This window comes from Sphingomonas sp. P2_B6 (genome assembly GCF_056404755.1).
This window is the reverse complement of sequence record NZ_JBFUDK010000010.1, coordinates 100,131-123,618: the sequence shown is the minus strand read 5'-3', so window position 1 is coordinate 123,618 and position 23,488 is coordinate 100,131. Positions and strand designations below refer to the sequence as shown.

Annotated in this window: 29 protein-coding genes; 22 read left to right on the top strand and 7 right to left on the bottom strand. The window is 66.1% G+C overall.

Features of this window, described 5'->3' with window-relative positions:
• The first annotated feature begins 44 nt into the window (after positions 1 to 44).
• Both AC1DX5_RS15420 and AC1DX5_RS15415 read left to right on the top strand, forming a co-directional pair.
• Entirely contained in the window at positions 45 to 2,048 is a 2,004-nt protein-coding gene (locus AC1DX5_RS15420; RefSeq protein ID WP_465170082.1) for an SPFH domain-containing protein, read from the top strand.
• A gap of 86 nt (positions 2,049 to 2,134) precedes the next feature.
• Positions 2,135 to 2,929 (top strand): thymidylate synthase, encoded by a 795-nt coding sequence (locus tag AC1DX5_RS15415; protein WP_465170083.1) that lies wholly within the window; start codon positions 2,135 to 2,137, stop codon positions 2,927 to 2,929.
• Here the strand turns inward: AC1DX5_RS15415 and AC1DX5_RS15410 are convergent.
• Positions 2,926 to 4,170: a phage tail sheath family protein gene (locus tag AC1DX5_RS15410; RefSeq protein ID WP_478016268.1), complete on the bottom strand. Its 1,245-nt coding sequence runs from the start codon at positions 4,168 to 4,170 to the stop codon at positions 2,926 to 2,928. The genes AC1DX5_RS15415 and AC1DX5_RS15410 overlap by 4 nt on opposite strands.
• A 157-nt stretch (positions 4,171 to 4,327) precedes the next feature.
• Here AC1DX5_RS15410 and AC1DX5_RS15405 point away from each other — a divergent pair, with 157 nt between their 5' ends.
• The 7 genes from AC1DX5_RS15405 to AC1DX5_RS15375 all read left to right on the top strand — a co-directional run bounded on the left by AC1DX5_RS15405 (position 4,328) and on the right by AC1DX5_RS15375 (position 8,917).
• The gene (locus AC1DX5_RS15405) at positions 4,328 to 4,462 is read left to right on the top strand and encodes a hypothetical protein (RefSeq protein ID WP_465170085.1); all 135 of its coding nucleotides are present in this window, start codon (positions 4,328 to 4,330) and stop codon (positions 4,460 to 4,462) included.
• Positions 4,463 to 4,511: 49 nt separating this feature from the next.
• Complete coding sequence (locus tag AC1DX5_RS15400) at positions 4,512 to 4,994, top strand: dihydrofolate reductase (protein ID WP_465170086.1); 483 nt, start codon at positions 4,512 to 4,514, stop codon at positions 4,992 to 4,994.
• 141 nt (positions 4,995 to 5,135) lie between these two features.
• Positions 5,136 to 6,299, top strand: a complete 1,164-nt coding sequence (locus AC1DX5_RS15395; RefSeq protein ID WP_478016267.1) for a dipeptidase — start codon at positions 5,136 to 5,138, stop codon at positions 6,297 to 6,299.
• Between the two features lie 57 nt (positions 6,300 to 6,356).
• A complete protein-coding gene (locus AC1DX5_RS15390) occupies positions 6,357 to 7,283 on the top strand; it encodes a bifunctional riboflavin kinase/FAD synthetase (protein WP_478016266.1) in 927 nt (308 codons plus the stop codon).
• 227 nt (positions 7,284 to 7,510) lie between these two features.
• On the top strand, positions 7,511 to 7,843 hold the full coding sequence (locus AC1DX5_RS15385; RefSeq protein ID WP_478016265.1) for a hypothetical protein: 333 nt from the start codon (positions 7,511 to 7,513) through the stop codon (positions 7,841 to 7,843).
• Between the two features lie 244 nt (positions 7,844 to 8,087).
• Positions 8,088 to 8,399, top strand: coding sequence for a glycine zipper 2TM domain-containing protein (locus AC1DX5_RS15380; RefSeq protein ID WP_465170088.1), 312 nt, complete (start codon positions 8,088 to 8,090; stop codon positions 8,397 to 8,399).
• A gap of 89 nt (positions 8,400 to 8,488) precedes the next feature.
• Positions 8,489 to 8,917 (top strand): OsmC family protein, encoded by a 429-nt coding sequence (locus AC1DX5_RS15375; RefSeq protein WP_465170089.1) that lies wholly within the window; start codon positions 8,489 to 8,491, stop codon positions 8,915 to 8,917.
• Between the two features lie 80 nt (positions 8,918 to 8,997).
• Here AC1DX5_RS15375 and AC1DX5_RS15370 read toward each other — a convergent pair whose 3' ends face one another.
• Positions 8,998 to 9,228 (bottom strand): hypothetical protein, encoded by a 231-nt coding sequence (locus AC1DX5_RS15370; RefSeq protein WP_465170090.1) that lies wholly within the window; start codon positions 9,226 to 9,228, stop codon positions 8,998 to 9,000.
• A gap of 133 nt (positions 9,229 to 9,361) precedes the next feature.
• Between AC1DX5_RS15370 and crcB the strand changes: the two genes are divergently transcribed.
• The 6 genes from crcB (at position 9,362) to AC1DX5_RS15340 (ending at position 13,640) form a co-directional block, all read left to right on the top strand.
• The gene (gene crcB / locus AC1DX5_RS15365) at positions 9,362 to 9,739 is read left to right on the top strand and encodes a fluoride efflux transporter CrcB (RefSeq protein WP_465174402.1); all 378 of its coding nucleotides are present in this window, start codon (positions 9,362 to 9,364) and stop codon (positions 9,737 to 9,739) included.
• Positions 9,736 to 10,845, top strand: coding sequence for an RluA family pseudouridine synthase (locus AC1DX5_RS15360; RefSeq protein WP_465174403.1), 1,110 nt, complete (start codon positions 9,736 to 9,738; stop codon positions 10,843 to 10,845). The genes crcB and AC1DX5_RS15360 overlap by 4 nt, the downstream gene beginning before the upstream one ends.
• 618 nt (positions 10,846 to 11,463) lie before the next feature.
• The gene (locus tag AC1DX5_RS15355) at positions 11,464 to 12,078 is read left to right on the top strand and encodes an FMN-binding negative transcriptional regulator (RefSeq protein ID WP_465181619.1); all 615 of its coding nucleotides are present in this window, start codon (positions 11,464 to 11,466) and stop codon (positions 12,076 to 12,078) included.
• Positions 12,075 to 12,737, top strand: coding sequence for an HAD-IA family hydrolase (locus tag AC1DX5_RS15350; RefSeq protein ID WP_478016264.1), 663 nt, complete (start codon positions 12,075 to 12,077; stop codon positions 12,735 to 12,737). The genes AC1DX5_RS15355 and AC1DX5_RS15350 overlap by 4 nt, the downstream gene beginning before the upstream one ends.
• A complete protein-coding gene (locus AC1DX5_RS15345; RefSeq protein WP_465170096.1) occupies positions 12,734 to 12,955 on the top strand; it encodes a hypothetical protein in 222 nt (73 codons plus the stop codon). Before AC1DX5_RS15350 ends, AC1DX5_RS15345 begins: the two co-directional genes overlap by 4 nt.
• A gap of 1 nt (position 12,956) precedes the next feature.
• Positions 12,957 to 13,640: an ATP12 family chaperone protein gene (locus AC1DX5_RS15340; protein WP_465170097.1), complete on the top strand. Its 684-nt coding sequence runs from the start codon at positions 12,957 to 12,959 to the stop codon at positions 13,638 to 13,640.
• A gap of 2 nt (positions 13,641 to 13,642) precedes the next feature.
• Here AC1DX5_RS15340 and gmk read toward each other — a convergent pair whose 3' ends face one another.
• From gmk to AC1DX5_RS15320, 4 genes are all read right to left on the bottom strand, one after another.
• The gene (gene gmk, locus AC1DX5_RS15335) at positions 13,643 to 14,308 is read right to left on the bottom strand and encodes a guanylate kinase (protein WP_465170098.1); all 666 of its coding nucleotides are present in this window, start codon (positions 14,306 to 14,308) and stop codon (positions 13,643 to 13,645) included.
• Between the two features lie 51 nt (positions 14,309 to 14,359).
• A complete protein-coding gene (locus AC1DX5_RS15330; RefSeq protein ID WP_478016263.1) occupies positions 14,360 to 14,581 on the bottom strand; it encodes a hypothetical protein in 222 nt (73 codons plus the stop codon).
• Between the two features lie 213 nt (positions 14,582 to 14,794).
• Entirely contained in the window at positions 14,795 to 16,183 is a 1,389-nt protein-coding gene (gene fumC / locus AC1DX5_RS15325) for a class II fumarate hydratase (protein ID WP_465170100.1), read from the bottom strand.
• Between the two features lie 99 nt (positions 16,184 to 16,282).
• A complete protein-coding gene (locus AC1DX5_RS15320) occupies positions 16,283 to 16,765 on the bottom strand; it encodes an SspB family protein (RefSeq protein WP_272625331.1) in 483 nt (160 codons plus the stop codon).
• Positions 16,766 to 16,851: 86 nt separating this feature from the next.
• Between AC1DX5_RS15320 and hisB the strand changes: the two genes are divergently transcribed.
• The 7 genes from hisB (at position 16,852) to AC1DX5_RS15285 (ending at position 22,336) form a co-directional block, all read left to right on the top strand.
• Positions 16,852 to 17,445, top strand: a complete 594-nt coding sequence (gene hisB / locus AC1DX5_RS15315) for an imidazoleglycerol-phosphate dehydratase HisB (RefSeq protein WP_478016262.1) — start codon at positions 16,852 to 16,854, stop codon at positions 17,443 to 17,445.
• Complete coding sequence (gene hisH, locus AC1DX5_RS15310) at positions 17,438 to 18,049, top strand: imidazole glycerol phosphate synthase subunit HisH (protein ID WP_465170102.1); 612 nt, start codon at positions 17,438 to 17,440, stop codon at positions 18,047 to 18,049. The genes hisB and hisH overlap by 8 nt, the downstream gene beginning before the upstream one ends.
• Complete coding sequence (gene hisA, locus AC1DX5_RS15305) at positions 18,046 to 18,780, top strand: 1-(5-phosphoribosyl)-5-[(5-phosphoribosylamino)methylideneamino]imidazole-4-carboxamide isomerase (RefSeq protein ID WP_478016261.1); 735 nt, start codon at positions 18,046 to 18,048, stop codon at positions 18,778 to 18,780. The genes hisH and hisA overlap by 4 nt, the downstream gene beginning before the upstream one ends.
• Before the next feature lie 217 nt (positions 18,781 to 18,997).
• Positions 18,998 to 19,768 carry an imidazole glycerol phosphate synthase subunit HisF gene (gene hisF, locus AC1DX5_RS15300; protein WP_478016260.1) on the top strand — a complete coding sequence of 257 codons (771 nt, stop codon included), beginning with the start codon at positions 18,998 to 19,000 and terminating at the stop codon, positions 19,766 to 19,768.
• A gap of 48 nt (positions 19,769 to 19,816) precedes the next feature.
• Complete coding sequence (locus tag AC1DX5_RS15295; protein WP_478016259.1) at positions 19,817 to 20,137, top strand: phosphoribosyl-ATP diphosphatase; 321 nt, start codon at positions 19,817 to 19,819, stop codon at positions 20,135 to 20,137.
• Between the two features lie 118 nt (positions 20,138 to 20,255).
• On the top strand, positions 20,256 to 20,633 hold the full coding sequence (locus AC1DX5_RS15290; RefSeq protein WP_478016258.1) for a histidine triad nucleotide-binding protein: 378 nt from the start codon (positions 20,256 to 20,258) through the stop codon (positions 20,631 to 20,633).
• 158 nt (positions 20,634 to 20,791) lie between these two features.
• The gene (locus tag AC1DX5_RS15285) at positions 20,792 to 22,336 is read left to right on the top strand and encodes an amino acid permease (protein WP_478016257.1); all 1,545 of its coding nucleotides are present in this window, start codon (positions 20,792 to 20,794) and stop codon (positions 22,334 to 22,336) included.
• A 79-nt stretch (positions 22,337 to 22,415) separates the two neighbouring features.
• Here the strand turns inward: AC1DX5_RS15285 and AC1DX5_RS15280 are convergent, their stop codons facing one another.
• Positions 22,416 to 23,414 carry an adenosine kinase gene (locus AC1DX5_RS15280; protein ID WP_465170108.1) on the bottom strand — a complete coding sequence of 333 codons (999 nt, stop codon included), beginning with the start codon at positions 23,412 to 23,414 and terminating at the stop codon, positions 22,416 to 22,418.
• Between the last annotated feature and the right edge of the window lie 74 nt (positions 23,415 to 23,488).

Sequence of the window (23,488 nt, the reverse complement as noted above, 5' to 3'; positions counted from 1 at the left end):
CGACTCTTGCGCTCGTCTAAAGGTCCCAAGGACACCTCCACAAAATGACAAATATGTACATGCTCGGCGCATCGGCCGTCGTGGTGCTCGTCGTCGTTTTACTTTTCACCATCTCTCGCTGCGTGCGATATGTCGGGAACAACCGCGTCGCCATCGTAGAGAAACTATGGAGTCGTCGCGGTTCCGTGCCCGGCGGGCTGATCGCGCTCAATCGAGAGGCAGGATATCAGCCCGAGGTGTTGCGTGGCGGCTATCACTTCTTCATCCCGTTTCAGTACCGGATTCACGCGCAGCCGCTGGTTACTATCCCGCAAGGCCAGGTCGGTTATATCTTCGCGCGAGATGGCGCGCCGCTCGGCCCGACCCAGACGCTGGCGAGCAACCTGCGCACCGCCGATTTCCTCGATGTCCGCACCTTCCTGAGCGAGGGCGGGCAAAAGGGTCCGCAGCGCACGATCCTGCGCGAGGGCACCTACGCCATCAACCTCGCCCAGTTCGTCATCATCACGCGCGAGCATATCTATGGCCTGATGCTCGAGGCCGCCGATCGCGATCTCTTCGCGGAAATGCAGAGCGTCATCGAGGACCGCACCGGCTTCGGCGCGGTGGTGATCAAGGACGCGTCCGACCAGATCGGCGTGGTGACGGTGCATGATGGCCCGGCGCTCACCGCCGACCAGATCATCGCGCCCGAGGTCGGCGTCGATCAGGCGGACACCGCCACCTTCCACAACAGCTTTCAGGATCCCGAGAAGTTCATCGCTGCGGGCGGACGCCGCGGGCGTCAGCTCCAGGTGCTGGTCGAGGGCAGCTATTTCATCAACCGCCTGTTCGCGACGGTCGAGATGGTCGCGAAGACCGTGATCGAGGTCGGCCATGTCGGCGTGGTGATCAGCTATACCGGCGACAGCGGCGCCGACACCTCGGGCGACGATTACCGGCACGGCGAGCTGGTCGATCGGGGTACGCGCGGCGTCTGGAGCGATCCGCTGCTGCCGGGCAAATATGCCTTCAACACCTATGCCGGCAAGATCGTCATCGTGCCGACCACCAACTTCATCCTGAAATGGGATGCGGACACGACCGGGCAGCACAAGCTCGACGAGAATCTGTCCGAAGTGTCGCTGATCACCCGCGACGCGTTCGAACCGACCCTGCCGCTCTCGGTCGTGGTGCATATCGATTACCGCAAGGCGCCGCTGGTGATCCAGCGCTTCGGCGACATCAGGAAACTGGTCGAACAGACGCTCGACCCGATGGTCTCGGCCTATTTCAAGAACGTCGCGCAGAAGCGCACGCTGATCGAGCTGTTGCAGGAACGCTCCGACATCCAGGAGCAGGCCGGCGATCAGATGCGCGCCAAGTTCAGCGGCTATAATCTGGAATTGCAGGAGGTGCTGATCGGCACACCCCGTGCCGCCGCCGGCAACGACCAGATCGAGAAAGTGCTGCAGCAGTTGCGCGAACGCCAGGTCGCCGAGGAACAGGTCGCGACCTATCAGAAGCAGCGCGTCGCGGCGCAGGGCGAGAAGGAGCTTCGCGAGGCCCAGGCCCGCGCGCATCAGCAGACCGCGATCACCGAGTCCGAGCTCTCGATCACCGTGCAGGAGAATCAGGGCAAGGCAGCCGTGAAGCGCGCGACTCAGGATGCGGAGCAGACGCGCACCTTGGCCAAAGCCGAGTCGGACCGCATCCGGATCATCGGCGAGGGCGAAGCGGCGAAGGTCGTGGCGCTGGCAGGTGCCGAGGCGGACCGCATCACCAAGACCGGCCTCGCCACGGCCGAGACGATCGAGAAGCAGGCGGCTGCCTCGGGCGGCGCGCAGTATCAGCTGACGCGCCAGGTGATCGAGCGGCTCGCCGAGGCGCTGGAGAAGTCGGGCGTCGACATCGTCCCGCGGGTGCAGATCAACACCGGCGGCGAACGCGGCGAAAACGGCGGTTCGATCCAGGCGCTGATCGGCATGATGCTGTCCGAAAAGGGCATGGCGATGCTGGGTAGCCCGGCCGCAGCCAATGATCCGGAAGAGACCGTCGCAGCCGAATAGTCGTGGCGTCAGCGGGCGCCGCCGGTCTGGCGGTGCCCGCGCGCTGATCGCTTGGCGCGGGGCCGGCGCCGCGCTATCGGTCGGCCATGCGTCAGTATCTCGACCTCATGCAGCGCGTGCTCGACACCGGCGCGGAACAGATGGACCGCACCGGCACGGGCACGCTTTCCGTGTTCGGTCACCAGATGCGCTTCGACCTGGCGAAGGGCTTCCCCGTCCTCACCACCAAGAAGCTCCACCTCCGCTCGATCATCGTCGAGCTGCTATGGTTCCTGCGCGGCGACACCAACGTCCAGTGGCTGCAGGACCGCAAGGTGAGCATCTGGAACGAATGGGCGGATGAGGAAGGCGAGCTCGGGCCGGTCTATGGCAAGCAATGGCGCGACTGGGACGCAACCGATGGCCGCCATATCGACCAGATCAAGGACCTGATCGGGCAGATAAAGACCAGCCCCGCCTCGCGCCGCCAGATCGTCACCGCCTGGAACCCCGGCGACCTTCACGCCATGGCGCTCGCGCCCTGCCACTGCCTGTTCCAGACTCATGTCGCGAACGGCCGGCTGTCGCTGCAGCTCTACCAGCGCTCGGCCGACATCTTCCTCGGCGTGCCSTTCAACATCGCCAGCTATGCGCTGCTCACCCATATGCTCGCGCAGCAATGCGGACTCGAGCCGGGCGAGTTCATCTGGACCGGCGGCGACTGCCATCTCTATTCCAACCATCTCGATCAGGCGCGCGAGCAGCTCTCGCGCGAGCCGGGTCCGCTGCCGCGGCTCGAGATCCTGCGCAAACCGGGCGGGATCGACCAATATGAGTATGAGGATTTCCGCCTCGTCGGATATGAGGCGCAGGCGCACATCAAGGCGCCCGTCGCGGTCTAGTCGGAGCCCGCCATCTGCTGCGTGAAGTCGAGCACGATGAACTCGGCCGGATGGATCATCTGCAAGGCGACGGAGACGCGCATCGTGCCGTCCAATATATCCTGTCCGGTCATCGTCGATCCCAGTCCCACCCGGACCTGAAACGCGTCCGACGCCTTGTCGCCCATCAGGCCGCCCTGCGCCCAGAGCCCGGTCAGGAAATTCGAGATCATCGCGGTCACGCTCGCCCAGGTCCGTTGCGTATTGGGCGCGAAGACGAAGGGCTGGAGCGCCGCCTTGATCGACTGTTCGATATAGATCAGCGTCCGCCGCACCTGGATGTAGCGATAATCGTTGCTGTTGCCGTCGAGCGTGCGGGCGCCCCAGATCACGACGCCCCGGCCGGGGAACAGCCGGGTCGCGTTTACCGCCAGCCCGTCCACCGGCACATTCATGTCGCCCTGCTCGGCATCGTTGATCGGGATCGTCACGCCGTCGACCATCGCGACCGAGAGATTCGCCGGCGCATTCCACACGCCGCGGCTGCTATCGGTATCCGCATAGAGGCCGGCCATCGCAGGAGAGGCCGGCATGATCCGCCGGTTGCCGCCGATCACCGCGTCGAGGAACGGGAAATAGCTCGCGCCATAGCTGTGCGCGTCACCCTCCAGCGCCATGCCGGCGCGGAAGCGGGAGATGGCGTCATCGATCAGCGCGGGCGTGTCGTTGGCCGGATCGCGGCCACCCGGCACGTCGAGGATCGCGAATCGGTCCCGCAATGCAGCGCCCTGATTCACCATCGCGCAGGCAAAGGAATGATAGTCCGCCTCGGCCATCGCCAGCGCATCCGGCGCGACGAGCAGGGTGGGCCCATTCTGCCGCGCGACGACATCGAGGCCGGTGCCGAGACGCTGCGGCGCCAGCCAGCCCTCGCCCAGATCGGCGGTGAAATCGGCGAAGCTGCCGACCGACACCACATAACAATTGCCGCCGCCATTGCCGAAGAACAGGGCGAGGCTCTCCCAGAGAATCGGGGCGATTCCAGTCGCATCGCCATTCCAGCCCATGCCAAAAAAGGTCTGATAGTCGATCAGCGAGGCGATCTGCGTCGGCTGGTTCTCGAGCGATGCGCCACTGTCCGGCTCGATCGCCTTCTCGCTATAGCCGATAAAGGCGGGAATGGCGGTCGGCACCCCGGCAATCGAGGGCGGAAAGCCGGGCAGCTCCTCGACATAGACGCCCGGCGTCTTCAGTTCGTTCATGTCCACCCCCCGATGCCTGAACGGCGAGCCTAACAGGCGGCCTGCCCTGCGCAACGGCCAATATCGCCGCGACCGGCTCCATTTCCCGCGGCGATTCAGCCGCCGTTCAGTCGAACGATTACATATGTAGTCGGACAGGAAAAAAGGGAGAAAAAGCGTGCGGGAAATCCATTACACCATCATCACGGCCACCCTCGCCGCCGCGCTGCTGCAGTTGCTGGCGAGCCAGACCACTGCCGAGCCCGTGAAGAAACTTGCCTGTACCTGCGCGCCGAGGGCGATCCCGTCATGAACGGCACAAGGCGGTGGCACCACCGCCGCGCCCGTCGCATAAGCGGCTCATGTCGATTCCTCCCCGCATCACCCTCCACCTTGCCCGTGCCGACAATGGCGTGATCGGGCGCGATGGAGGGCTGCCCTGGCGCCTGCCCGCCGATCTCAGGCGCTTCAAGGCCCAGACCATGGGCAAGCCGATGATCATGGGCCGCAAGACCTTCGAGAGCTTTCCGGCCCCCCTGCCCGGCCGCCGCCACATCGTCCTGACCCGCGATGGCCGCTGGTCGGCGCCGGGCGCCGAAGTGGCGCATTCGGTCGAAGCGGCCATCGCGCTCGCCGACGCCCCTGACATCGCCGTGATCGGCGGTGCGGAGATCTTCGCGCTGTTCCTCGGCCGCGCCGACCGCATCGAGCTGACCGAGGTCCATGCCGCGCCTGAGGGCGATGCGACCGTCCCTGCCTTCACCGGCTGGCGCGAGGTCGGGCGCGAGGAGCATCCTGCAGAGGGTGAGCGACCGGCCTATGGTTTCGTGACGCTGGAACGATAGGCCGGTATCTCCTTCCCCGGCAAAGGCCGGAGCAGTTGGTTAGAGCGGGCATCGCGATCGCCGTCTTGTTCCAAGGCCCGTCGTCCCGCATACCCATCGGACAGATCGGCACCTGTGATGCCGACATCGCGGAGGGGTGACATGCGCAAATGGCTCTGGGGCATCCTCGCCCTGATTCTGATCGCCGCGATCACCTTCTTCACCCTGGCCCCGGCGATGATCGAACGCTCGATGAACAAGGTCGAGCCGGTCGCGCTGAAGATCACGCCGCGCGCCCGCGCGCTCCACGCGACCTTGCAAGTGGCCGACATGCATGCCGACACGCTGTTGTGGAAACGCAGCCTGCTCGACCGGGTCGATCGCAGCCAGGTCGATCTGCCCCGGCTGATCCAGGGCAATTACGCACTGCAGGTCTTCTCCTCGGTGACCAAGACGCCCAAGGGCCAGAATTACGACGCCAACACCGCCGACAGCGACAATATCACCTCGCTCGTCATCGCTGATCTCCAGCCGCCGCGGACCTGGGGCTCGCTGCTCGAACGCTCCTTGTGGCACGCGACCAAGCTCGATCGTTATGCCGCCGCGTCGAACGGCCAGTTCCGCGTGATCCGCACCCCGGCGCAGCTCGACACGCTGCTGGCGGATCGTGCCGCGGGCAACAAGGTGGTGGGCGGCATGCTCTCGATCGAGGGGCTGCAGGATCTGGAAGGCAAGCTCGCCAATCTCGACCGGCTCCACGCGGCGGGGTTCCGCATGGCGGGGCTGGCGCATTTCTTCGACAATGACGTGGCCGGATCGATGCACGGCGTCGCCAAGGGCGGCCTCTCGCCGCTGGGCGTGCAGGTCGTGCGACGGATGGAGAAGCTCGGCATGGTCGTCGATGTCGCGCATTCCAGCCATGCGACCACCGCGCAGGTGATTGCCATGGCGAAGCGTCCGATCGTCGCCAGCCACACCGGGGTGCAGGCGACGTGCAAGGTCAACCGCAACCTAACCGACGATGAGATCCGCGGCATCGCGAAGACCGGCGGGGTGATCGGCATCGGTTATTGGGACGCCGCGATCTGCTCGACCAGGCCAGAGGCAGTCGCGGCGGCGGTCGCGCATGTGCGGGATGTGGTCGGGATCGACCATGTCGGACTGGGCTCCGATTTCGACGGCGCGGTGACCACCGGCTTCGATGCGAGCCAGGTCGTGGCGGTGACTCAGGCGCTGATCGATCGAGGTTTCTCGGATGCGGATATCGCCAAGGTGATGGGCGGTAATGTGTTGCGGGTGCTGAAGGCGGGGATCGCGCCTTCCTGACCAGCCCAGGCACGGGGAGGATTGTGTCTCTCGCTTCCCACCCCTATGCCCGAACCCATGGAGCGGCTTGACGGCGGCTCGGTGGTGCCTCCCGAACTTCGGGGCGGGATCGTCGCGCTGGGGAATTTCGACGGGTTCCACATGGGGCATCAGGCAGTGGTCGGCCGCGCGGTCGAGCGCGCCCGTGCGGAAGGCCGTCCGGTGCTGGTCGCCACCTTCGATCCGCATCCCGTGCGCCATTTCAAGCCCGATGCCGCGCCCTTTCGCCTGACCACGCTCGACCAGCGCGAAGAGCTGTTCGCCGCCGCCGGCGCCGACGCGATGATCGTGTTCCGCTTCGACGCGGCGCTCGCTGGCCTGACCGCGATGGAGTTCGTCGCTGATCGCCTGCTCGACAAGATCGGCGTGGGCGGCGTGGTGACGGGTGAGGATTTCACCTTCGGCAAGGCGCGCGGCGGCAATGTCGACGTCCTCGCCGATCTCGGCGCGAAGAACGGCTTTTCGGTCGATACCGTCGCCCCGGTCGAACTGGACGGCGAGGAAGTATCGTCGAGCCGGATCCGCGACCTGCTCATCGCCGGCGATCCGCGCGGGGCGGCGCGGCTGCTCACCCGGCCGTTCGCGATCGAGGGCGTGGTCCAGCATGGCGACAAGCGCGGCCGACAGATCGGCTACCCCACCGCCAATATCGAGATGGGCAATTATCTGCGCCCCGCTTACGGCATCTACGCGGTGCGCGGGCGGCTGCCCGACGGACGCGTGCTCGACGGCGCGGCCAATCTCGGCGTCCGCCCCAGCTTCGATCCCCCGCGCGAGCTGCTCGAACCCTATTTCTTCGATTTCTCCGGCGACCTGTACAACCAGACGATCGAGATCGCGCTGGTCGATTTCCTCCGCCCCGAGGCGAAATTCGACACCCTCGAAGCCCTGACTGCCCAGATGGAAAAGGATTGCGCCCGGGCGAAGGAATTGCTGGCCGGCTAGCGAGCCTGCGCGGGCGACGTCGTTCCTGGGAGAAGCAAGTTTGGCCCGCGCAGGGCTCGCGCATCCGCACTGCCGGGAAGCGCGCGAACGCAAAATGGGGGCCGGCATCGCTGCCGACCCCCTGTCGCCGGACTTCGATCCGCTTGGCTCCTCCGAAGAGACGCCCGCGCCCTCTGGTTTCGGCGGCATGCTCCACCCATGCCGCGAACGGCATCAGGCTTCGCATTTTGGTCACCGGGGTCGGGCGCGATACCCTTGCGGGCCTCAGCGCCGCGACCTCCGGCGGCCAGCTCGATCATCAGGCCGAAACCCGACAATCGCGCTTTGGCCACTATCTCCGAACCACCTTCCACCCGTTGCGAGGCGGCGCGTATCCGGTCTTCACGGCCACGCCCTTCCCCATCGCTGGGATCGAAAAGGACGCTTGGAACATCTTTCCTCGCCTGTCCGCCAGGCCTTCGCTTGCGCGATGGCGGGCCTTCCTGCGTGGTCGACACTCCCCCAACATCATGAACGGTTTCCTTGCGGCACCTTTCCACAACCTTGGTGCAAGTGACTGATGTCTCTGCGATTTCTCGCTTCCTCATCGTCCGCTTACAGTCATGATGCTGTCATCGAATCCGAGTCGTGCAAAGAGCCAAACGATTCGCCGCGGCTGTGGATAACGTGGATATCGTGGAGAAGAATCCGCTCCCTCTCCGATCCCGCGCGGCGATGAACGGCACGTTGTTTTAGGTTCATGCAACTTCGGCCAAACCGGAAGCGTTACGCCCCTGATATTGATTCAAGGCAAGGGAGTAGAAGATGCGTAAGATGATCATGGCGGCTGTTGCCGCCTCGCTGGTGATCCCGGCAACCATGGCCGTTCCGGTCAGCAGCGCCGAAGCCCGCAAGCAGTACAGGTACAAGGAATGGCGCGGTCGTGACGGCCGCACCTATTGCCGCAAGTCGGACGGCACGACCGGTCTGCTCGTCGGCGCGGTGGGCGGCGCCCTGCTCGGCCGCACGATCGACACCAGCGGCGACCGCACGGTCGGCACGCTTGGCGGCGCGGTCCTGGGCGGACTCGCCGGGCGCGAGATCGATCGCGGCGGCAGCAAGCGTCGCTGCCGCTAAACGATTTCTTTTACGGAAATAACGGTGAAGGGCGCGGCGCAAGTCGCGCCCTTCGTGTATTCGGGCCTCCCCATCGCAGGAGACCCAATATGACGACTCGCAGCGGATCGGCCCGGTACCAGGGCTTCGGCAAGGACGGCGTCGGCCACGTCTCGACTCAATCAGGCGCGCTTGCCGACACGCCCTATGGGTTCAGCAGCCGGTTCGAGGAAGGCCCGGGCACCAACCCCGAGGAGCTGATCGCGGCAGCGCATGCCAGCTGCTTCACCATGGCACTGAGCTTCGCCCTCGCCCGCGCCGGCTTCTCGGGCGGCACGCTGGAGACGAGCGCGAAGGTGACGCTCGAAAAGCAGGGTGACGGCTTCACCATCACCCGTTCCGACCTGGACCTCAGCGCGACGATCGACGGGATCGACGCTGACCAGTTCGCCGAGATCGCGGCGGACGCCAAGGCGAATTGCCCGGTGTCCAAGGTGCTGAACGCGGAAATCACCCTGACCCATCGCCTCAACGCCTGATTCTCGACGATCGGCCCGAAACGACGAAGGGCCCGGCGAGCGATCGCCGGGCCCTTTCGTTTGAGCCATGGGCCCGCGTTTCAGATGAGGCCGCCACCCAGGAACAGGCGGATCATCGCGATGATGATGACGATAATGTTGAAGTTCCGGCCCGATTTGTAGCCCGACAATATGCCGACGAGCGTGCCGAACGCCGCGATGGGGATCGCGAAATAATTCGCGATGCCCAGGAACGGCACCAGCCCGACCAGCGCGATCGGCAACGCGACCAGCCCGATCAGGAACGAGATGATGTTGACGATGATTCCCATGTCTCAATGATGGCGGCCACTGGCCGCCGACGCAAGTATGTCGCGGCAAACAAATATGCGGGAAAGGCGGGTCGGAAATCGCCGATTCGCCGGCAAGGTTCTCATTTCCTCCAATCCGCGCTAACGCGGCGCGATGTTCCAACTTCTTCTCGTGATGCTCGGCGGTGCCGTCGGCTCCGGCGCGCGCTATCTTACCGGGCGGGCGACGCTCTCCGCGTTCGGCCCGGCCTTTCCCTATGGCACGCTCGCCGTGAATCTGATCGGCGGTTTCGCCATGGGCCTGCTGGTCGGCAGCCTCGCGCGGATGGCCGTTCCGGGCGAGAACTGGCGCCTGCTGCTCGGCGTCGGCGTGCTTGGTGGCTATACCACTTTCTCGGCCTTCTCGCTCGATGTGGTGACGATGATCCAGCGCGGCGATCTCGGCATGGCGCTGTTCTACATCCTCCTCTCGGTGATCGGCTCGGTCGTCGCTCTGTTCGCCGGCCTCTCGCTGGTGCGGGTGGCGGCATGAGCGACAAGCCCAACACCAAGGACGAAACGAACGTCCGCCAGTTCAACGTCGGCGCCGATGATGACGGCATCCGGCTCGATCGCTGGTTCAAGCGGCATCTGCCCGACACCAGCTTCACCACCGTCGCCAAATGGGCGCGGACCGGACAGCTCCGCGTCGATGGCGCGCGCGCCACACCGGGCGACCGCATCGTCGCCGGCCAGTCGATCCGCGTGCCGCCAGCCGAGCCGGTCCGCGCCGATACGCCACAGAAACGCGAGCGCCCGCCGCTCAGCGAGGAGCAAACCGACTTCATCCGCGAAACGGTGATCCACCGCGACAAGCAGGCGATCGTCATCAACAAGCCAGCGGGTCTCGCCACGCAGGGCGGCACCAAGACGCACGAGCATGTCGACGGCCTGCTCGACGGCCTGCAGTTCGAGGGCGAGAGCCGGCCCAAGCTGGTCCACCGCCTCGACAAGGACACGAGCGGCGCCCTGCTGATCGCGCGGACCACCCGCGCGGCCGCCTTCTTCGCCAAGGCCTTTTCCTCGCGCAGCGCCAAGAAGACCTATTGGGCGCTGATCGTCGGGGTGCCGTCGATCGAGGACGGCACGATCGACCTGCCGATCGCCAAGCAGCCCGGCAGCGGCGGCGAGAAGATGCATGTCGACGAGAAGGAGGGCCAGCTCGCCCGGTCGCGCTACCGCGTGATCGAGAGCGCCGGCAACACCACTGCCTGGGTCGAGCTGATCCCGCATACCGGCCGCACGCACCAGCTGCGCGTGCACATGGCGGCGATCGGCCATCCGATCGTCGGCGACGGCAAATATGGCGGCCAGGCCGCGTTCCTGACCGGCGGGATCAGCCGCAAGATGCACCTGCATTCGCGGCGCATCGCGGTCGACCATCCCGATGGCGGCAAGATCGATATCCAGGCTGAGCTGCCCCAGCATTTCGCGGAAAGCCTGAAGCAACTCGGCTTCGACGAGATGCTCGGCAACAACATGCCGCTCGACACCCCGCCCCCGCCGAACAAGGCGGTCAAGAAGCAGCAGGCCAAGGCCCACGCCAAGACGGTGCGCAAGGCCCGCCGCGGCGAACGCCGGAGCCGCGGGAGCGCCTAAGGCCGGTCGGGACGGCAATGCCACGGCGATGGTGTGCCACGCTTGGAAATCTGGTTGGACCAAGCCGTGACATTCAAAATATCATCAGGGTTGCTGACATTCACCTGATAGAACTCAAGAGATTGTCTTTAATTGAGGCCTTCTTCTGACTCTTGTCAGCCCCGACATTGTCCAAATCAAAATCGCGCCGTACCCTTGCCATATGCTGACGCATTTCTTCACGGCCGTAACGTGTCTCGCCGCTCTTGCCGGCTGTAGTGGAGGCGAGGAAAACCCCGAGACAGCCTTTCGTCGTTGCATGGTGGAACGGGCTCACTCGGCTGCCGCGCTACGTCCGGTCAGCTATCCACAGGCCTCGCGCTTCGCTCGAAACTGTGATGGTTATGCGCGCGCGGCGGCGGTGGCCAACACACGACGCGCCCTCGGCGCACGCTTTGGAGAGCATGATCCGGTGAGCGCCGACCTATATCGCGCGCGTAAACGGCAGATCGTGGATAGCCATGTTTGCGCCATCGGGTTCGATATCGGCCATTGCAAACCGGCGTACTAGAGCTCGGCATCGACCTGCCGCCGCAGCAGGCAATTGATTCCCGCGACCGGGACGCTACGGCCAATGTCATGCACCCTAACAAGGCCTTCCGCTTCGACAGCGATGCCGCGATGCTCGACTGGGCGTTCGTGCGGGGCTTTGCGCACCTCTTCGCCGCGACCAGCGACGGGCCGATGGTCGCGCACGCGCCGATCGTGCCGGCGGGCGACCAGCACCTCCGCTTCCATCTGGCGCGCGGCAACCGGCTCGCCCCGCTGCTCGACGGCGCCCGGGTGATCCTGAGCATCGCCGGGCCTGACGGGTACATCACGCCCAACTGGTATGCCGATCCGGTCCAGCAGGTGCCGACCTGGAATTATGTCGCGGTCGAGATCGAGGGCGTTGCCCGGGCGATCGACGAGCAGGGCCTGATCGAGCAGCTCGATACGCTCGCCGCGATCCATGAGCCACGCGTGGTCCCCGAAAACCCCTGGACCCGCGCCAAGATGGACGATGCGCGTTTCCGCGCGATGCTGCGCGCGATCATCGGTTTCGAGGTGACGATCGAGGCGGTGCGCGGCACCAACAAGCTGGGCCAGAACAAGCCGGAGGCCGATCGCCTTGGCGCGATCGACGGGCTCGACCGCAGCGGCAACGCCGCGCTCGCCGATCTGATGAGGCAAAGCCCGATGAGGAACGCATGACCAACCGCCTTGCCCTGTTCGATTGCGACGGCACGCTGGTCGATAGCCAGGCCAATATCTGCCAGTCGATGGAGGAGGCGTTCAGGATCGGCGGGCTCGTCGCGCCGGAGCGCAATGCGATCCGCCGCATCATCGGCCTGAGCCTGGTCGACGCGATCGCGGCGCTCAGCCCCGACCTCGATGACGAGCGGCACCGGGTGCTCGCCGACGATTACAAATCCAGCTTCTTCGCCTTGCGCCAATCGGGCGCGATGGACGAGGAACCGCTGTTCGAGGGCATGATCGACACCCTCGACGCGCTGGCAAAGGCCGGCTGGCTGTTCGGCGTCGCGACTGGCAAGTCGGACCGGGGCCTTGCCCATATCCTGGCGCATCACGGCATCGCCGGCCGATTCGTCACCCTGCAGACCGCCGATCGCCACCCGTCCAAGCCGCATCCCTCGATGATCGAACTGGCCATGGCGGAGGCGGGCGCCTCCCCCGAAACGACGGTGATGATCGGCGACACCAGCTATGACATGATGATGGCGCGCGCGGCGGGCACGCGGGCATTGGGCGTCGCCTGGGGCTATCATCCGCCCGAAGAATTGTTCGCCGCGGGGGCGCATGTCGTGGCCACGACGGTGGCGAGCCTGCCCGACCATATGGAGACGGTATGACCGACCCCGATACAACCGCCCGCAACCGCTGGCTGGCGATGACGCTCACCCGGGTTGCCGGATCGGCCGGCGCGATCTTCGGCGTCGTGCTGCTCGGCCGCGCGCAGACGCTGGGCCCGAAGATCCTGGGGGTCGCGATCGTGCTGTCGGCGCTGGTGATGATCGCGACCGTGCCGCGCTCGCTCGCCCGGCGCTGGCGGACCCCGCCCGAGGCCTGATGTGAAGAGATTCTGGAAAAGCGTGGCGATCGGCGAGGATCGCGGCATCGCGCTCGACGGCAAGCCGGTGCGGACGCCCGGCAAGCAGCCGCTCGTCCTCCCCACCCCCGCGCTGGCCGAAGCCGTCGCCGAGGAATGGCGCGCCGTGGCAGAAGGCGCCGAGATCGATCCCCGCGCAATGCCGCTGACCGGGCTCGCCAATGCAGCGATCGAGCGGATCGACCCCGCCGCCTTTTCCGCCGCGCTCGCTGCGTTCGGGGAGAGCGACCTGCTCTGTTACCGCGCCGAGAGCCCCGACGATCTGGTCGCGCGGCAGGCCGCCTTGTGGGACCCGATCCTCGACTGGGCGCGGACGCGCTACGATGTGCATTTCGAGATCGCCGCGGGCGTGATGCACAAGCCCCAGCCGCCCGCGACGATCGCGCGGCTGGCCGAAGCGATTGCCGCGCGGAACGCGTGGGAGCTGGCGGGCCTGTCCCCCATCGTCACCATCGGCGGATCGCTGGTCGCGGCGCTGGCGCTGGCCGAAGGCGCGGCGACGGCGGAGGAAGTGTGGCGCGCAGTCGAGCTCGACGAGGACTGGCAGGCCGAGCAATGGGGCCGGGACGAGCTGTCGCTCGGCGCGCTCGAATCGCGGCGTCGGGATTTCGATGCGGGGGTTCGGTTCCTAACCCTGATTCGCTAGGCTCACTCGCCCGTTGGAGAGGTCCGGATCAGCTTGCGGATGAAACCGATGATCCCGGTCTGGCGCGAGCGCTTCAGGCGTTCGGCCGCGAGGATCGTCGTCACGCACTCGAAGCAATGGTCGACATTGTCGTTGACCAGGACATAGTCATAGCCGTCCCAGTGGCTGACCTCGTTCGCCGCGCGGTCCATGCGCGCGTCGATCACTTCAGGCGTATCGGTCGCGCGGCGCTCGAGCCGGGTGCGCAGTTCGGCCATCGAGGGCGGCAGGATGAAGACGCGGACGATATCGCCGCCGGCGAGCTGGTGGAGCTGCTGCGCGCCCTGCCAGTCGATGTCGAACAGGATGTCGCGCCCCTGTTCGAGCACGTTCCAGACCTGCGCCTTTGGCGTGCCGTAGCGATGGCCGAAGACATGCGCCCATTCGAGGAATTCGTGATTCGCGACCATCGTCCGGAAGGTTTCGAGGTCGACGAAATGATAGTCGACGCCGTCCACCTCGCCCGGGCGCATCGGCCGGGTGGTGTAAGAAACCGAGACGACCAGCTCGGGCTGGTCCTCGCGCAGCTTGCGCGCGATCGTCGATTTGCCGGCGCCTGACGGCGAGGAAAGAACAAAGAGTACACCGCGGCGTTTGAAGCCGTGCGGATCGGGATCATGGGCGTCCATGCGCGCTAGTGGCGCGGGCGCCCTCCTCCCGTCAACCCGTCTTGCGGCAGATCAGCTTTCGGTGGGACGCTGGCCGAGCACTGAATCGGTCAGCTTGCTCAGGCCGCGAAGCGCCAGCCAGCCGACCGCGAAGGTCACCGCGATCGGCACGATTACCCGCGCCGCAGTCACCACTCCGGCGCCGATCAGCGCGCCGTCCACCGTACTGTCGTCGCCGCTGCGCTTGTCGATCGCGCTGCCGATCAGGCCGCCGATGATGGTGCTGGCTTTCATGGGGTGTCCCTCCGTTTCGAGGAGCACAGCGCGTGAGCGGGCGGGTGGTTCCCTTTAGTTCCTCCCCGGAACGGGGAGGGGGACCATTCGCCTCTTCCGGCGAATGGTGGAGGGGCTTGGAGTGCGGAACGTCAGTCACGCACTCCAAGCCCCTCCACCACCCGCTGAAGAAGCGGGCGGTCCCCCTCCCCGAGCAAGCTCGGGGAGGAATTTTCACACCATCGTTTCCGGCCGCACGAGCCGGTCGAAGGTCGCGGCGTCCACCAGGCCCAAGTCGAGCCCCGCCTCCTTGAGCGTCAGCCCCTCGGCATGGGCGTGCTTGGCGATCTTCGCGGCATTGTCGTAACCGATCTCGGGCGCCAGCGCCGTCACCAGCATCAGCGACCGGTCGACCAGCTCGGCGATGCGCCCGCGATTCGGCTCGAGCCCGTCGACGCAGCGTTCGGCGAATCCCTCCATGCCGACGCTCAGCAGATGGATAGAGCGCAGCAGGTTCGCCCCGATCAGCGGCTTGAACACGTTGAGCTCGAGATGCCCCTGCAACCCGCCGATGGTGATCGCGGCATTGTTGCCCATCACCTGGGCCGAAACCATGGTCAGCATCTCGCATTGGGTGGGGTTGACCTTGCCCGGCATGATCGAGCTGCCCGGCTCGTTCGCCGGCAGATCGAGTTCGCCGATGCCCGAGCGCGGACCGGAGCCGAGCAGGCGGATATCGTTGGCGATCTTGGTCAGCGCCACCGCCAGCGTGTTGAGCGTGCCCGAGAGATGGACGATCGGATCGTTCGAGGCGAGCGCCTCGAACTTGTTCTCGGCGGTGAAGAAGGGCAGCCCGGTGAGGTCCGAAAGCTGCGCCGCGATCGCCTCGCCGAAATCCTTCGGCGCGTTGAGGCCGGTGCCGACCGCGGTCCCCCCCTGGGCGAGCTGGCACATGCCGTGCACTACTCCGGGCGTGATGCGCGCGCGGCAGCGATAGAGCTGGTTGGCATAGCCGCCGAATTCCTGGCCGAGCGTGACGGGCGTCGCGTCCTGAAGGTGCGTGCGGCCGATCTTTACGATGCCGGTCCAGGCAGTCGCCTTCGCCTCAAGCGCATCGTGCAGCCGGTCGAGCGCGGGGAGCAGCCGCTGCGTCGCCGCCATCGCCGCGGCGATATGCAGCGCGGTCGGGAAGCTGTCGTTGGACGACTGGCTCATATTGACGTGATCGTTCGGATGGACCGGCACCTTGCCGCCGCGCGTGCCCGCCAGCATCTCGTTGGCGCGGCCGGCGATCACTTCGTTGACGTTCATGTTGCTCTGGGTGCCGGAGCCGGTCTGCCAGATGACCAAAGGGAACTGATCGTCGAGCTTGCCGCTCGCGACTTCGGCCGCGGCGGCTTCGATCGCGTCGGCGACCTTCGGGTCCAGTCCATGCGCCCGGTTCACCCGCGCGGCGGCCTGCTTCACCAGCGCAAGGGCATGGACGATGCCGATCGGCATGCGCTCGGTCGCGCCGAACGGGAAATTCTCGATCGAGCGCTGAGTCTGGGCGCCCCAATAGGCGTCGGAGGGCACTTCGATGGCGCCGATCGAATCGGTTTCGGTGCGGGTTTCCTGAGTCACGCAAACCTCCGTTCGCCCTGAGCTTGTCGAAGGGCTGCTTTTCTTGCCGCAGAAGTGGAGGCAGGACAGCGCTTCGACAAGCTCAGCGCGAACGGAAGGTCACTTCTTCCGCTTGAAATCCACCGAGACGACGTTCGATCCGTCCTCGACCGGCGTGACGGTCGGGCCGTCATTCTCCGCTTCATCGTGCGGATCGGGGCCTTCGGGGCCTTCCTGTGCCTGGAAACGCAGCTCGAAATTGACCGAGGGATCGTGGAAACCCGTCACCGCCGCATAGGGGATGACCAGTTTCGAGGGCACCTGATTGAAGCTCAGCCCGATCGAGAAGCCGGTATCGTCGACGACCAGATCCCAATAGCGGTTCTGCATCACGATCGTCATCTCGTCCGGGAAACGCTCGATAAGGCGCTGCGGGATGTCGACGCCGGCCGCCTGGGTCTTGAAGGTGATGTAGAAATGATGGTCGCCGGGCAGTCCGCCATTCTCGGCGACGGAGCCGAGAACACGGCCGACCACGGCGCGCAGCGCCTCCTGGACGATCTCGTCATAGGGAATCAGACTATCGGGCAGGCCATCGCTCATCGCGCATGGACTAGCGGCCTTTGAAAGCCCGTCAAGATTGTCCGAGCAAGATTGCATGATGAGACGTGGACGCTATGGGGATGCGCATGCGCACCGCCACCATCTCGCGCTCCACCAAGGAGACAAAGATCGACGTGACCGTCAACCTTGACGGCACCGGCAGCTACACGATCGAGACCGGCATCGGTTTCTTCGATCATATGCTGGAGCAGCTCTCGCGCCATTCGCTGATCGACCTGAACGTGAAGGCGGTCGGCGACCTGCATATCGACCAGCACCACACGGTGGAGGATGTCGGCATCGCGATCGGCGAGGCGGTCGCCAGGGCGCTTGCCGACAAGAAGGGCATTCGCCGTTATGGCGACGCGCTGTCGCCGATGGACGAGACGCTGACCCGCGTCGCGCTCGACATCTCGGGCCGGCCCTATCTCGTGTGGAAATGCGAGTTCTCGCAGAAGCGCCTCGGCGAGATGGACACCGAGATGTTCGAGCACTGGTTCCACAGCTTTGCCGGTTCGGCGGGCCTGACGCTCCATGTCGAGACGCTGTACGGCAGGAACAACCACCATATCATCGAGAGCGCGTTCAAGGGCCTGGCCCGGGCGCTGCGCACCGCGGTCGAGATCGACCCGCGCAAGGCGGACGCGATTCCCTCGACCAAGGGGATGCTGGGTGGCTGAGACGCTGGCGCTGATCGATTACGGCGCGGGCAATCTCCATTCAGTCGCCAATGCCCTGAAAGCGGCCGGCGCCGGCAATGTCGCGATCACCGATTCCGCTGATGTTGTCGCGCGGGCCGACCGGATCGTGCTGCCCGGCGTGGGTGCGTTTGGGGCCTGCGCCTCGGCGCTGCGCGCGGTGCCGGGCATGGTCGAGGCGATCGACCGCCGCGTGCGGCGGGAAGGCGCGCCGTTCCTTGGCGTCTGCGTCGGCATGCAGCTGATGGCCGATGCCGGCGAGGAGAATGGGATTCATCCGGGCCTGGGCTGGATCAGCGGCAGCGTTCGCCTGCTCACCCCCGCCGATCCCACGGCCAAGGTACCGCATATGGGGTGGAACGACGTCGTCCCTTCCGTGCAGCATCCGCTGATCGAGCCGGGCGAGGCTTATTTCCTGCACAGCTATGCGTTCGAAGGCGCGGATGTGATCGCCAGCACCGATCATGCCGGCCCCGTCGCCGCGGCGATCGGGCGCGACAATATGCTTGGCGTGCAGTTCCATCCCGAGAAGAGCCAGCGTTACGGGCTGGAGCTGCTCGCACGTTTTCTGGAGTGGCGGCCATGAGCCTCATCGTTTTCCCGGCGATCGATCTGAAGGGCGGCCAGGTCGTGCGCCTCGCCGAGGGCGATATGGACCGGGCGACCGTGTATGGCGACGATCCCGCCGCCCAGGCGATGATCTTCGCCGGACAGGGCGCCGAATACCTCCATGTCGTCGATCTCGACGGCGCTTTTGCCGGCGCTTCTGTCAATGGCGAGGCGGTGAAGGCGATCGTCGAGCGCTTCCCCGGCCATGTCCAGCTGGGCGGCGGCATCCGCGACYGCGCCGCGATCGAGCGCTGGTTCGATTTGGGCGTGTCGCGCGTGGTGATCGGCACCGCCGCGCTGGAGAATCCGGAGCTGGTGCGCGAGGCCGCGCGCGATTTCCCAGGCGGCATCGTCGTCGCGGTCGATGCGCGTGACGGCATGGTCGCGACGCGCGGCTGGGCCGATGTCTCGACGGTCGCAGTGATCGATCTTGCGCGGCGCTTCGAGGATGCGGGCGTGGCCTCGCTGCTGTTCACCGATGTCGGGCGCGACGGGATGCTCAAGGGGTGCAACGTCGAGGCTACCGTCGATCTGGCGCGGGCGGTGCGGATCCCGGTGATCGCATCGGGTGGCGTGAAGGGCATTGCCGAGATTCATGTGCTCGCCTTGCACGCGGCGGACGGGATCGAGGGCGTCATTACCGGGCGGGCGCTGTATGACGGCCGGCTCGATCTGGCGGCTGCGCTGAGCGTGGCGGCGGCGGCGTGAGGGGAGAACGCCTTTCCCTTTCCCTCTCCCTTGACGGGAGAGGGTTGCGCAGACTTGGGTCGCGTTCTTCACGCGGCCCTATTCGTAGCTGGGAGAGGGTGATTCTTTTCGGCCGCAGACGCGGCCGGCCCCTCTCCCCTACCCGCAGAGCCGCCCTTTGGTTCGTCCGGGGGACGAACCTGCGGCTCTGCGCCCGCAAGGGGGGAGGGCAAGAAGAATGACCGTCCGCGCGCGCGTCATCCCCTGCCTCGACGTCGCCAATGGCCGCGTCGTCAAGGGCGTCAACTTCGTCGATCTGCGCGACGCGGGCGATCCGGTCGAACAGGCCCGCGCCTATGACGCGGCCGGGGCGGACGAGCTCTGCTTCCTCGACATCACCGCCAGCCACGAGGCGCGCGGCACTATCCTGGACGTCGTGCGCCGCACCGCCGAGGTGTGCTTCATGCCCGTCACCGTCGGCGGCGGCGTGCGCAGCGCCGAGGATGCGCGCGCGCTGCTGCTCGCCGGCGCGGACAAGGTCGCGGTCAATTCGGCCGCCGTGTCCCGCCCCGAAGTGGTGTCGGACATCGCCGACCGCTTCGGCAGCCAGTGCTGCGTCGCCTCGATCGACGCGCGGCGGGTGGGCGACCATTGGGAGGTGTTCACCCATGGCGGCCGGCGCGAGACCGGCATCGACGCAGTCGAGCATGCGCTGAAGCTGGTCGCGCTCGGCGCGGGCGAGCTGCTCGTCACCTCGATGGACCGGGACGGCACGCGCGACGGATACGACCTGGCGCTGATCCGCACCATCGCAGATCAAGTCGCGGTGCCGGTGGTCGCCTCGGGCGGAGTCGGCGGGCTGCAGGACCTGGTGGCGGGCGTGCTGGATGGGCATGCGAGCGCCGTGCTGGCGGCGTCGATCTTCCATTTCGGCGAGGCAAGCATCGCCGACGCGCATGCCGCGCTGGCGGCCGCAGGCGTGCCGGTGCGGACACCCCTCGCCGCCTGAACCACCAACGGGATTGACCTTCGCGCCCGTCCGGGGCAGCCCGCGCGCATGGCCGATGATTTCCTCGACACGCTCGAAACCGTGATCCGCGCGCGCAAGGGCGGCGATCCCGACACCTCCTATGTCGCGAAGCTGTTCATGCGCGGCCGCGCCAAGATCGCGCAGAAGCTAGGCGAGGAAGCGACCGAGACAGTGATCGCCGCGATCCGCGACGACCGGGCCGAGATCACGAGCGAAGCGGCGGACCTGGTCTTCCACCTGCTCGTTCTGCTGGCCGATGCCAGTGTGTCGCTCGATGATGTCCGTGCCGAACTGCGCCGTCGCGAGGGCGTGTCGGGCATCGACGAAAAGGCGGGGCGGACCTCTTAATTCTCCCCTCGCGCTTGCGGGAGGGGTCGGGGGAGGGCATGTCCAGGATCGATGCCGCCGGGAGTCTATGGGGACAGGCCCTCCCCTGACCTCTCCCGCAAGCGGGAGGGGAATAGCCATGCCGATCGACGCCACCAAGCCCTATGACGACCAGAACATCTTCGCGAAGATCCTGCGCGACGAGATCCCATCGAAGCGCGTCTATGAGGACGATTTCGCCATCGCCTTCCACGACATCAATCCGCAGGCACCGACGCATATCCTGGTGATCCCGCGCGGCCCCTATGTCTCCTGGGACGATTTCAGCGCCAGGGCGTCCGATGCGGAGATCGCCGGCTTCGTCCGCGCGGTGGGTGCCGTGGCGCGTGCGAACGGCGGGGTCGCGCCGGGCTACCGGCTGCTCGCCAATACCGGCCAGCATTCCGGGCAGGAGGTGCCGCACCTCCATGTCCATGTCTTCGCCGGCGCGCCGCTGGGGCCGATGCTCGCGCGCTGATGCTTTTCGGCGCGCCGCCGGAGCGCCGCGCGTTTGGGGATTGCGCCCCCTTGATTTCAGGCTAGGCTCCCGCGATCGAAAAACTTGGCGGCGCCGTAGCGCTGCTATTGGCGAAATCCGGCGGCACCGCGGTGTCGCTCCTGGGGGGTTCCTCGTTCATGATATTCGGACGCATCAAGTCGCTCGACGCCATTCTGGCGACGGCCGAGAAGAAATCGCTCACGCGAACACTCGGCCCGGTCCAGCTCACCCTGCTCGGCGTCGGCGCCATCATCGGCACCGGAATTTTCGTGCTCACCGCTGAGGCCGCCCAGAAAGCGGGCCCCGGCATGATGATCAGCTTCATCATCGCCGGTTTCGTCTGCGCCGTGGCCGCACTCTGCTATTCCGAACTTGCCTCGATGGTGCCGGTCTCCGGCTCCGCCTACACCTATACCTATGCCGTGATGGGCGAGTTGCTCGCCTGGACGGTCGGCTGGGCACTCGTGCTCGAATATGCCGTCGCCGCCTCAGCCGTTTCGGTCGGCTGGTCGGGCTATATCGTCGGCCTGTTCCGCGATTCACTCGGCATAACCATTCCGCAGGCGCTGTCCGCGGGGCCATATGCCGGCGGCATCGTCAATCTGCCCGCGATGTTCATCGCGCTGATGGTCACCTGGTTGCTGATGATCGGCACCACGGAGAGCGCGCGCGTCAACGCGGTGCTCGTCGCGATCAAGGTTGCGGCCCTGTCGCTGTTCGTCATCATCACCCTGCCGCTGATTAAGGGCGGCCATTTCACGCCCTTCACGCCCAATGGCTGGGGCATCATCGGCGTCGGCGGCGCTGCCGCATCGATCTTCTTTGCCTATGTCGGCTTCGACGCTGTCTCGACCGCCGCCGAGGAAACCAAGAACCCGCAACGCAACGTGCCCATCGGCCTGATCGGCTCGCTCGTGATCTGCACGATCTTCTACCTGCTGGTCGCGGCCGGCGCGATCGGCATGGTCGGCGCTCAGCCAGTCGCTGGCGTCGACGGCGCCGTGCTGTCGCCCGGTTCGGTCGAGCTTGCCAAGCGCTGCGCCGAGATCGTCGCCTCGGGCGTGACCGAGCCGCTTGCCTGCTCCAAGGAAGCACTGGCGCACGTTCTCAAGGTCGGCGGTTATGACTGGGCCGGCTATTTCATGGGCCTCGCGGCTGGCCTTGCTCTGCCGTCTGTCATCCTGATGATGCTGTTCGGCCAGACCCGCATCTTCTTCGTGATGGCACGCGACGGCCTGCTGCCGGAGAAGCTCGCCAGCATCCACCCCAAGTGGAAGACCCCGCATATCGTCACTCTGCTCACCGGCATCTTCGTCGCGATCGCAGCAGCATTCCTGCCGGTCGGCAAGCTCGCCGACGTGTCCAACTCCGGCACGCTGTTCGCCTTCTTCATGGTCGCAATCGCGGTACTCGTACTGCGCCGCACTGATCCTGACCGCCGCCGTCCGTTCCGCACGCCGTTCGTCTATATCGTGGCGCCGCTCGCCATTGTCGGCTGCGTCGGCCTCTATCTGCTGCTGCCATTCGACGCGAAGATGGTGCTGCCGATCTGGGGCGGCCTGGGTCTGATCATCTATTTCGGCTATGGCTATCGCAAGAGCCATGTCGGTCGCGGCCTGGTGGAAACCCATGAGACCGACGCAGACGCGCCGCCACAGCCAGTGCCACCGCTCGCTGAATAAGCGAGCCCGCACGGGCAAAAGAAAAGGGGCCGGGGATCAACTCCCCGGCCCCTTTTTCATGGGCGAAAGACGCTCGGGGTTAGCCCAGCTTCTCCGCGACCAGCGCCTTCATGTCGCACATCGGCCGTGCGCCATAATGCGAGATGATCTCCGCCGCGCAGATCGCGCCGAGGCGGAGCGACTGCTCCAGGCTCTTGCCCTGCGCCTGGCCCGACAGGAAGCCGGCCGCGAACAGATCGCCCGCGCCCGTGGTGTCGACGACCTTCTCGATCGGCTCCGCCACCACCGACGCGCGCTGGCCGCTGGATATGGCGATCGCGCCCTTCTCGCTGCGCGTCACCACCAGGGTCGGCACCTGCGCCGCCGCGGCCTCGACCGCCGCCTCGAAATCCTCGGTCTCCATCAACGCAAGCAGCTCGGCCTCGTTGGCGAACATGATGTCGACCAGCCCCTTGGCCATCAGGTCGCGGAAATCGCCGCCATGGCGCGAGATGCAGAACACGTCGCTGAGCGTGAAGGCGACCTTGCGGCCGGCCTTGCGCGCAACCTCGATCGCGGCGCGCATTGCCTTGCGCGGTTCCTCGGGATCCCAGAGATAGCCCTCGAGATACAGGATCGCACCCGAGGCGATCAGCTCGCGATCGAGCGCACTCTCGGGCAGGAACTGCGACGCGCCGAGAAAGGTGTTCATCGTCCGCTGCCCGTCGGGCGTGACGAAGATCAGGCAGCGTGCCGTGGTCGGCTCGCCGTCGCGCGCCGCGGTGGTGAAGGCGACACCGGTCGCGCGGATATCGTGCGCGAACACTTCGCCGAGCTGGTCGTTCGCCACCTGGCCGATGAAGCCGGCGCGACCGCCGAGCGCCGCGATCGCCGCGACGGTGTTCGCCGCCGAACCGCCGCTCGCTTCGATCCCCGGGCCCATCTTGGCGTAGAGCGCGTCGGCGTCCTCGGGCGAGAACATCAGCTGCATCGAGCCCTTGGCCATGCCCTGTTCGGTGATGAACGCATCTTCGGCCTGGGAGAGCACGTCGACGATCGCGTTGCCGATCGCAACCACGTCATAGGTTGGGCTGGTCAAGTCAGTCTCCTGAATGGAAATACCGGCTGGCCGTAAAGGGGCACGCAGACGAGCGCAACCGTCTGGACTTGAGA

Bases quoted from the DNA above. Each gene is read 5' to 3' on its own strand.
- AC1DX5_RS15355 (WP_465181619.1), top strand. From the start codon at position 11,464: ATGCACCCTAACAAGGCCTTCCGCTTCGACAGCGATGCCGCGATGCTC.
- AC1DX5_RS15320 (WP_272625331.1), bottom strand. From the start codon at position 16,765: ATGAGCGATGGCCTGCCCGATAGTCTGATTCCCTATGACGAGATCGTC.
- AC1DX5_RS15350 (WP_478016264.1), top strand. From the start codon at position 12,075: ATGACCAACCGCCTTGCCCTGTTCGATTGCGACGGCACGCTGGTCGAT.
- AC1DX5_RS15400 (WP_465170086.1), top strand. From the start codon at position 4,512: ATGTCGATTCCTCCCCGCATCACCCTCCACCTTGCCCGTGCCGACAAT.
- crcB (WP_465174402.1), top strand. From the start codon at position 9,362: ATGTTCCAACTTCTTCTCGTGATGCTCGGCGGTGCCGTCGGCTCCGGC.
- AC1DX5_RS15370 (WP_465170090.1), bottom strand. From the start codon at position 9,228: ATGGGAATCATCGTCAACATCATCTCGTTCCTGATCGGGCTGGTCGCG.
- AC1DX5_RS15290 (WP_478016258.1), top strand. From the start codon at position 20,256: ATGCCGATCGACGCCACCAAGCCCTATGACGACCAGAACATCTTCGCG.
- hisF (WP_478016260.1), top strand. From the start codon at position 18,998: ATGACCGTCCGCGCGCGCGTCATCCCCTGCCTCGACGTCGCCAATGGC.
- AC1DX5_RS15380 (WP_465170088.1), top strand. From the start codon at position 8,088: ATGCGTAAGATGATCATGGCGGCTGTTGCCGCCTCGCTGGTGATCCCG.
- hisB (WP_478016262.1), top strand. From the start codon at position 16,852: ATGCGCACCGCCACCATCTCGCGCTCCACCAAGGAGACAAAGATCGAC.
- gmk (WP_465170098.1), bottom strand. From the start codon at position 14,308: ATGGACGCCCATGATCCCGATCCGCACGGCTTCAAACGCCGCGGTGTA.
- AC1DX5_RS15420 (WP_465170082.1), top strand. From the start codon at position 45: ATGACAAATATGTACATGCTCGGCGCATCGGCCGTCGTGGTGCTCGTC.
- AC1DX5_RS15375 (WP_465170089.1), top strand. From the start codon at position 8,489: ATGACGACTCGCAGCGGATCGGCCCGGTACCAGGGCTTCGGCAAGGAC.
- AC1DX5_RS15390 (WP_478016266.1), top strand. From the start codon at position 6,357: ATGGAGCGGCTTGACGGCGGCTCGGTGGTGCCTCCCGAACTTCGGGGC.
- AC1DX5_RS15345 (WP_465170096.1), top strand. From the start codon at position 12,734: ATGACCGACCCCGATACAACCGCCCGCAACCGCTGGCTGGCGATGACG.
- AC1DX5_RS15410 (WP_478016268.1), bottom strand. From the start codon at position 4,170: ATGAACGAACTGAAGACGCCGGGCGTCTATGTCGAGGAGCTGCCCGGC.
- AC1DX5_RS15285 (WP_478016257.1), top strand. From the start codon at position 20,792: ATGATATTCGGACGCATCAAGTCGCTCGACGCCATTCTGGCGACGGCC.
- AC1DX5_RS15360 (WP_465174403.1), top strand. From the start codon at position 9,736: ATGAGCGACAAGCCCAACACCAAGGACGAAACGAACGTCCGCCAGTTC.
- AC1DX5_RS15330 (WP_478016263.1), bottom strand. From the start codon at position 14,581: ATGAAAGCCAGCACCATCATCGGCGGCCTGATCGGCAGCGCGATCGAC.
- AC1DX5_RS15395 (WP_478016267.1), top strand. From the start codon at position 5,136: ATGCGCAAATGGCTCTGGGGCATCCTCGCCCTGATTCTGATCGCCGCG.
- AC1DX5_RS15295 (WP_478016259.1), top strand. From the start codon at position 19,817: ATGGCCGATGATTTCCTCGACACGCTCGAAACCGTGATCCGCGCGCGC.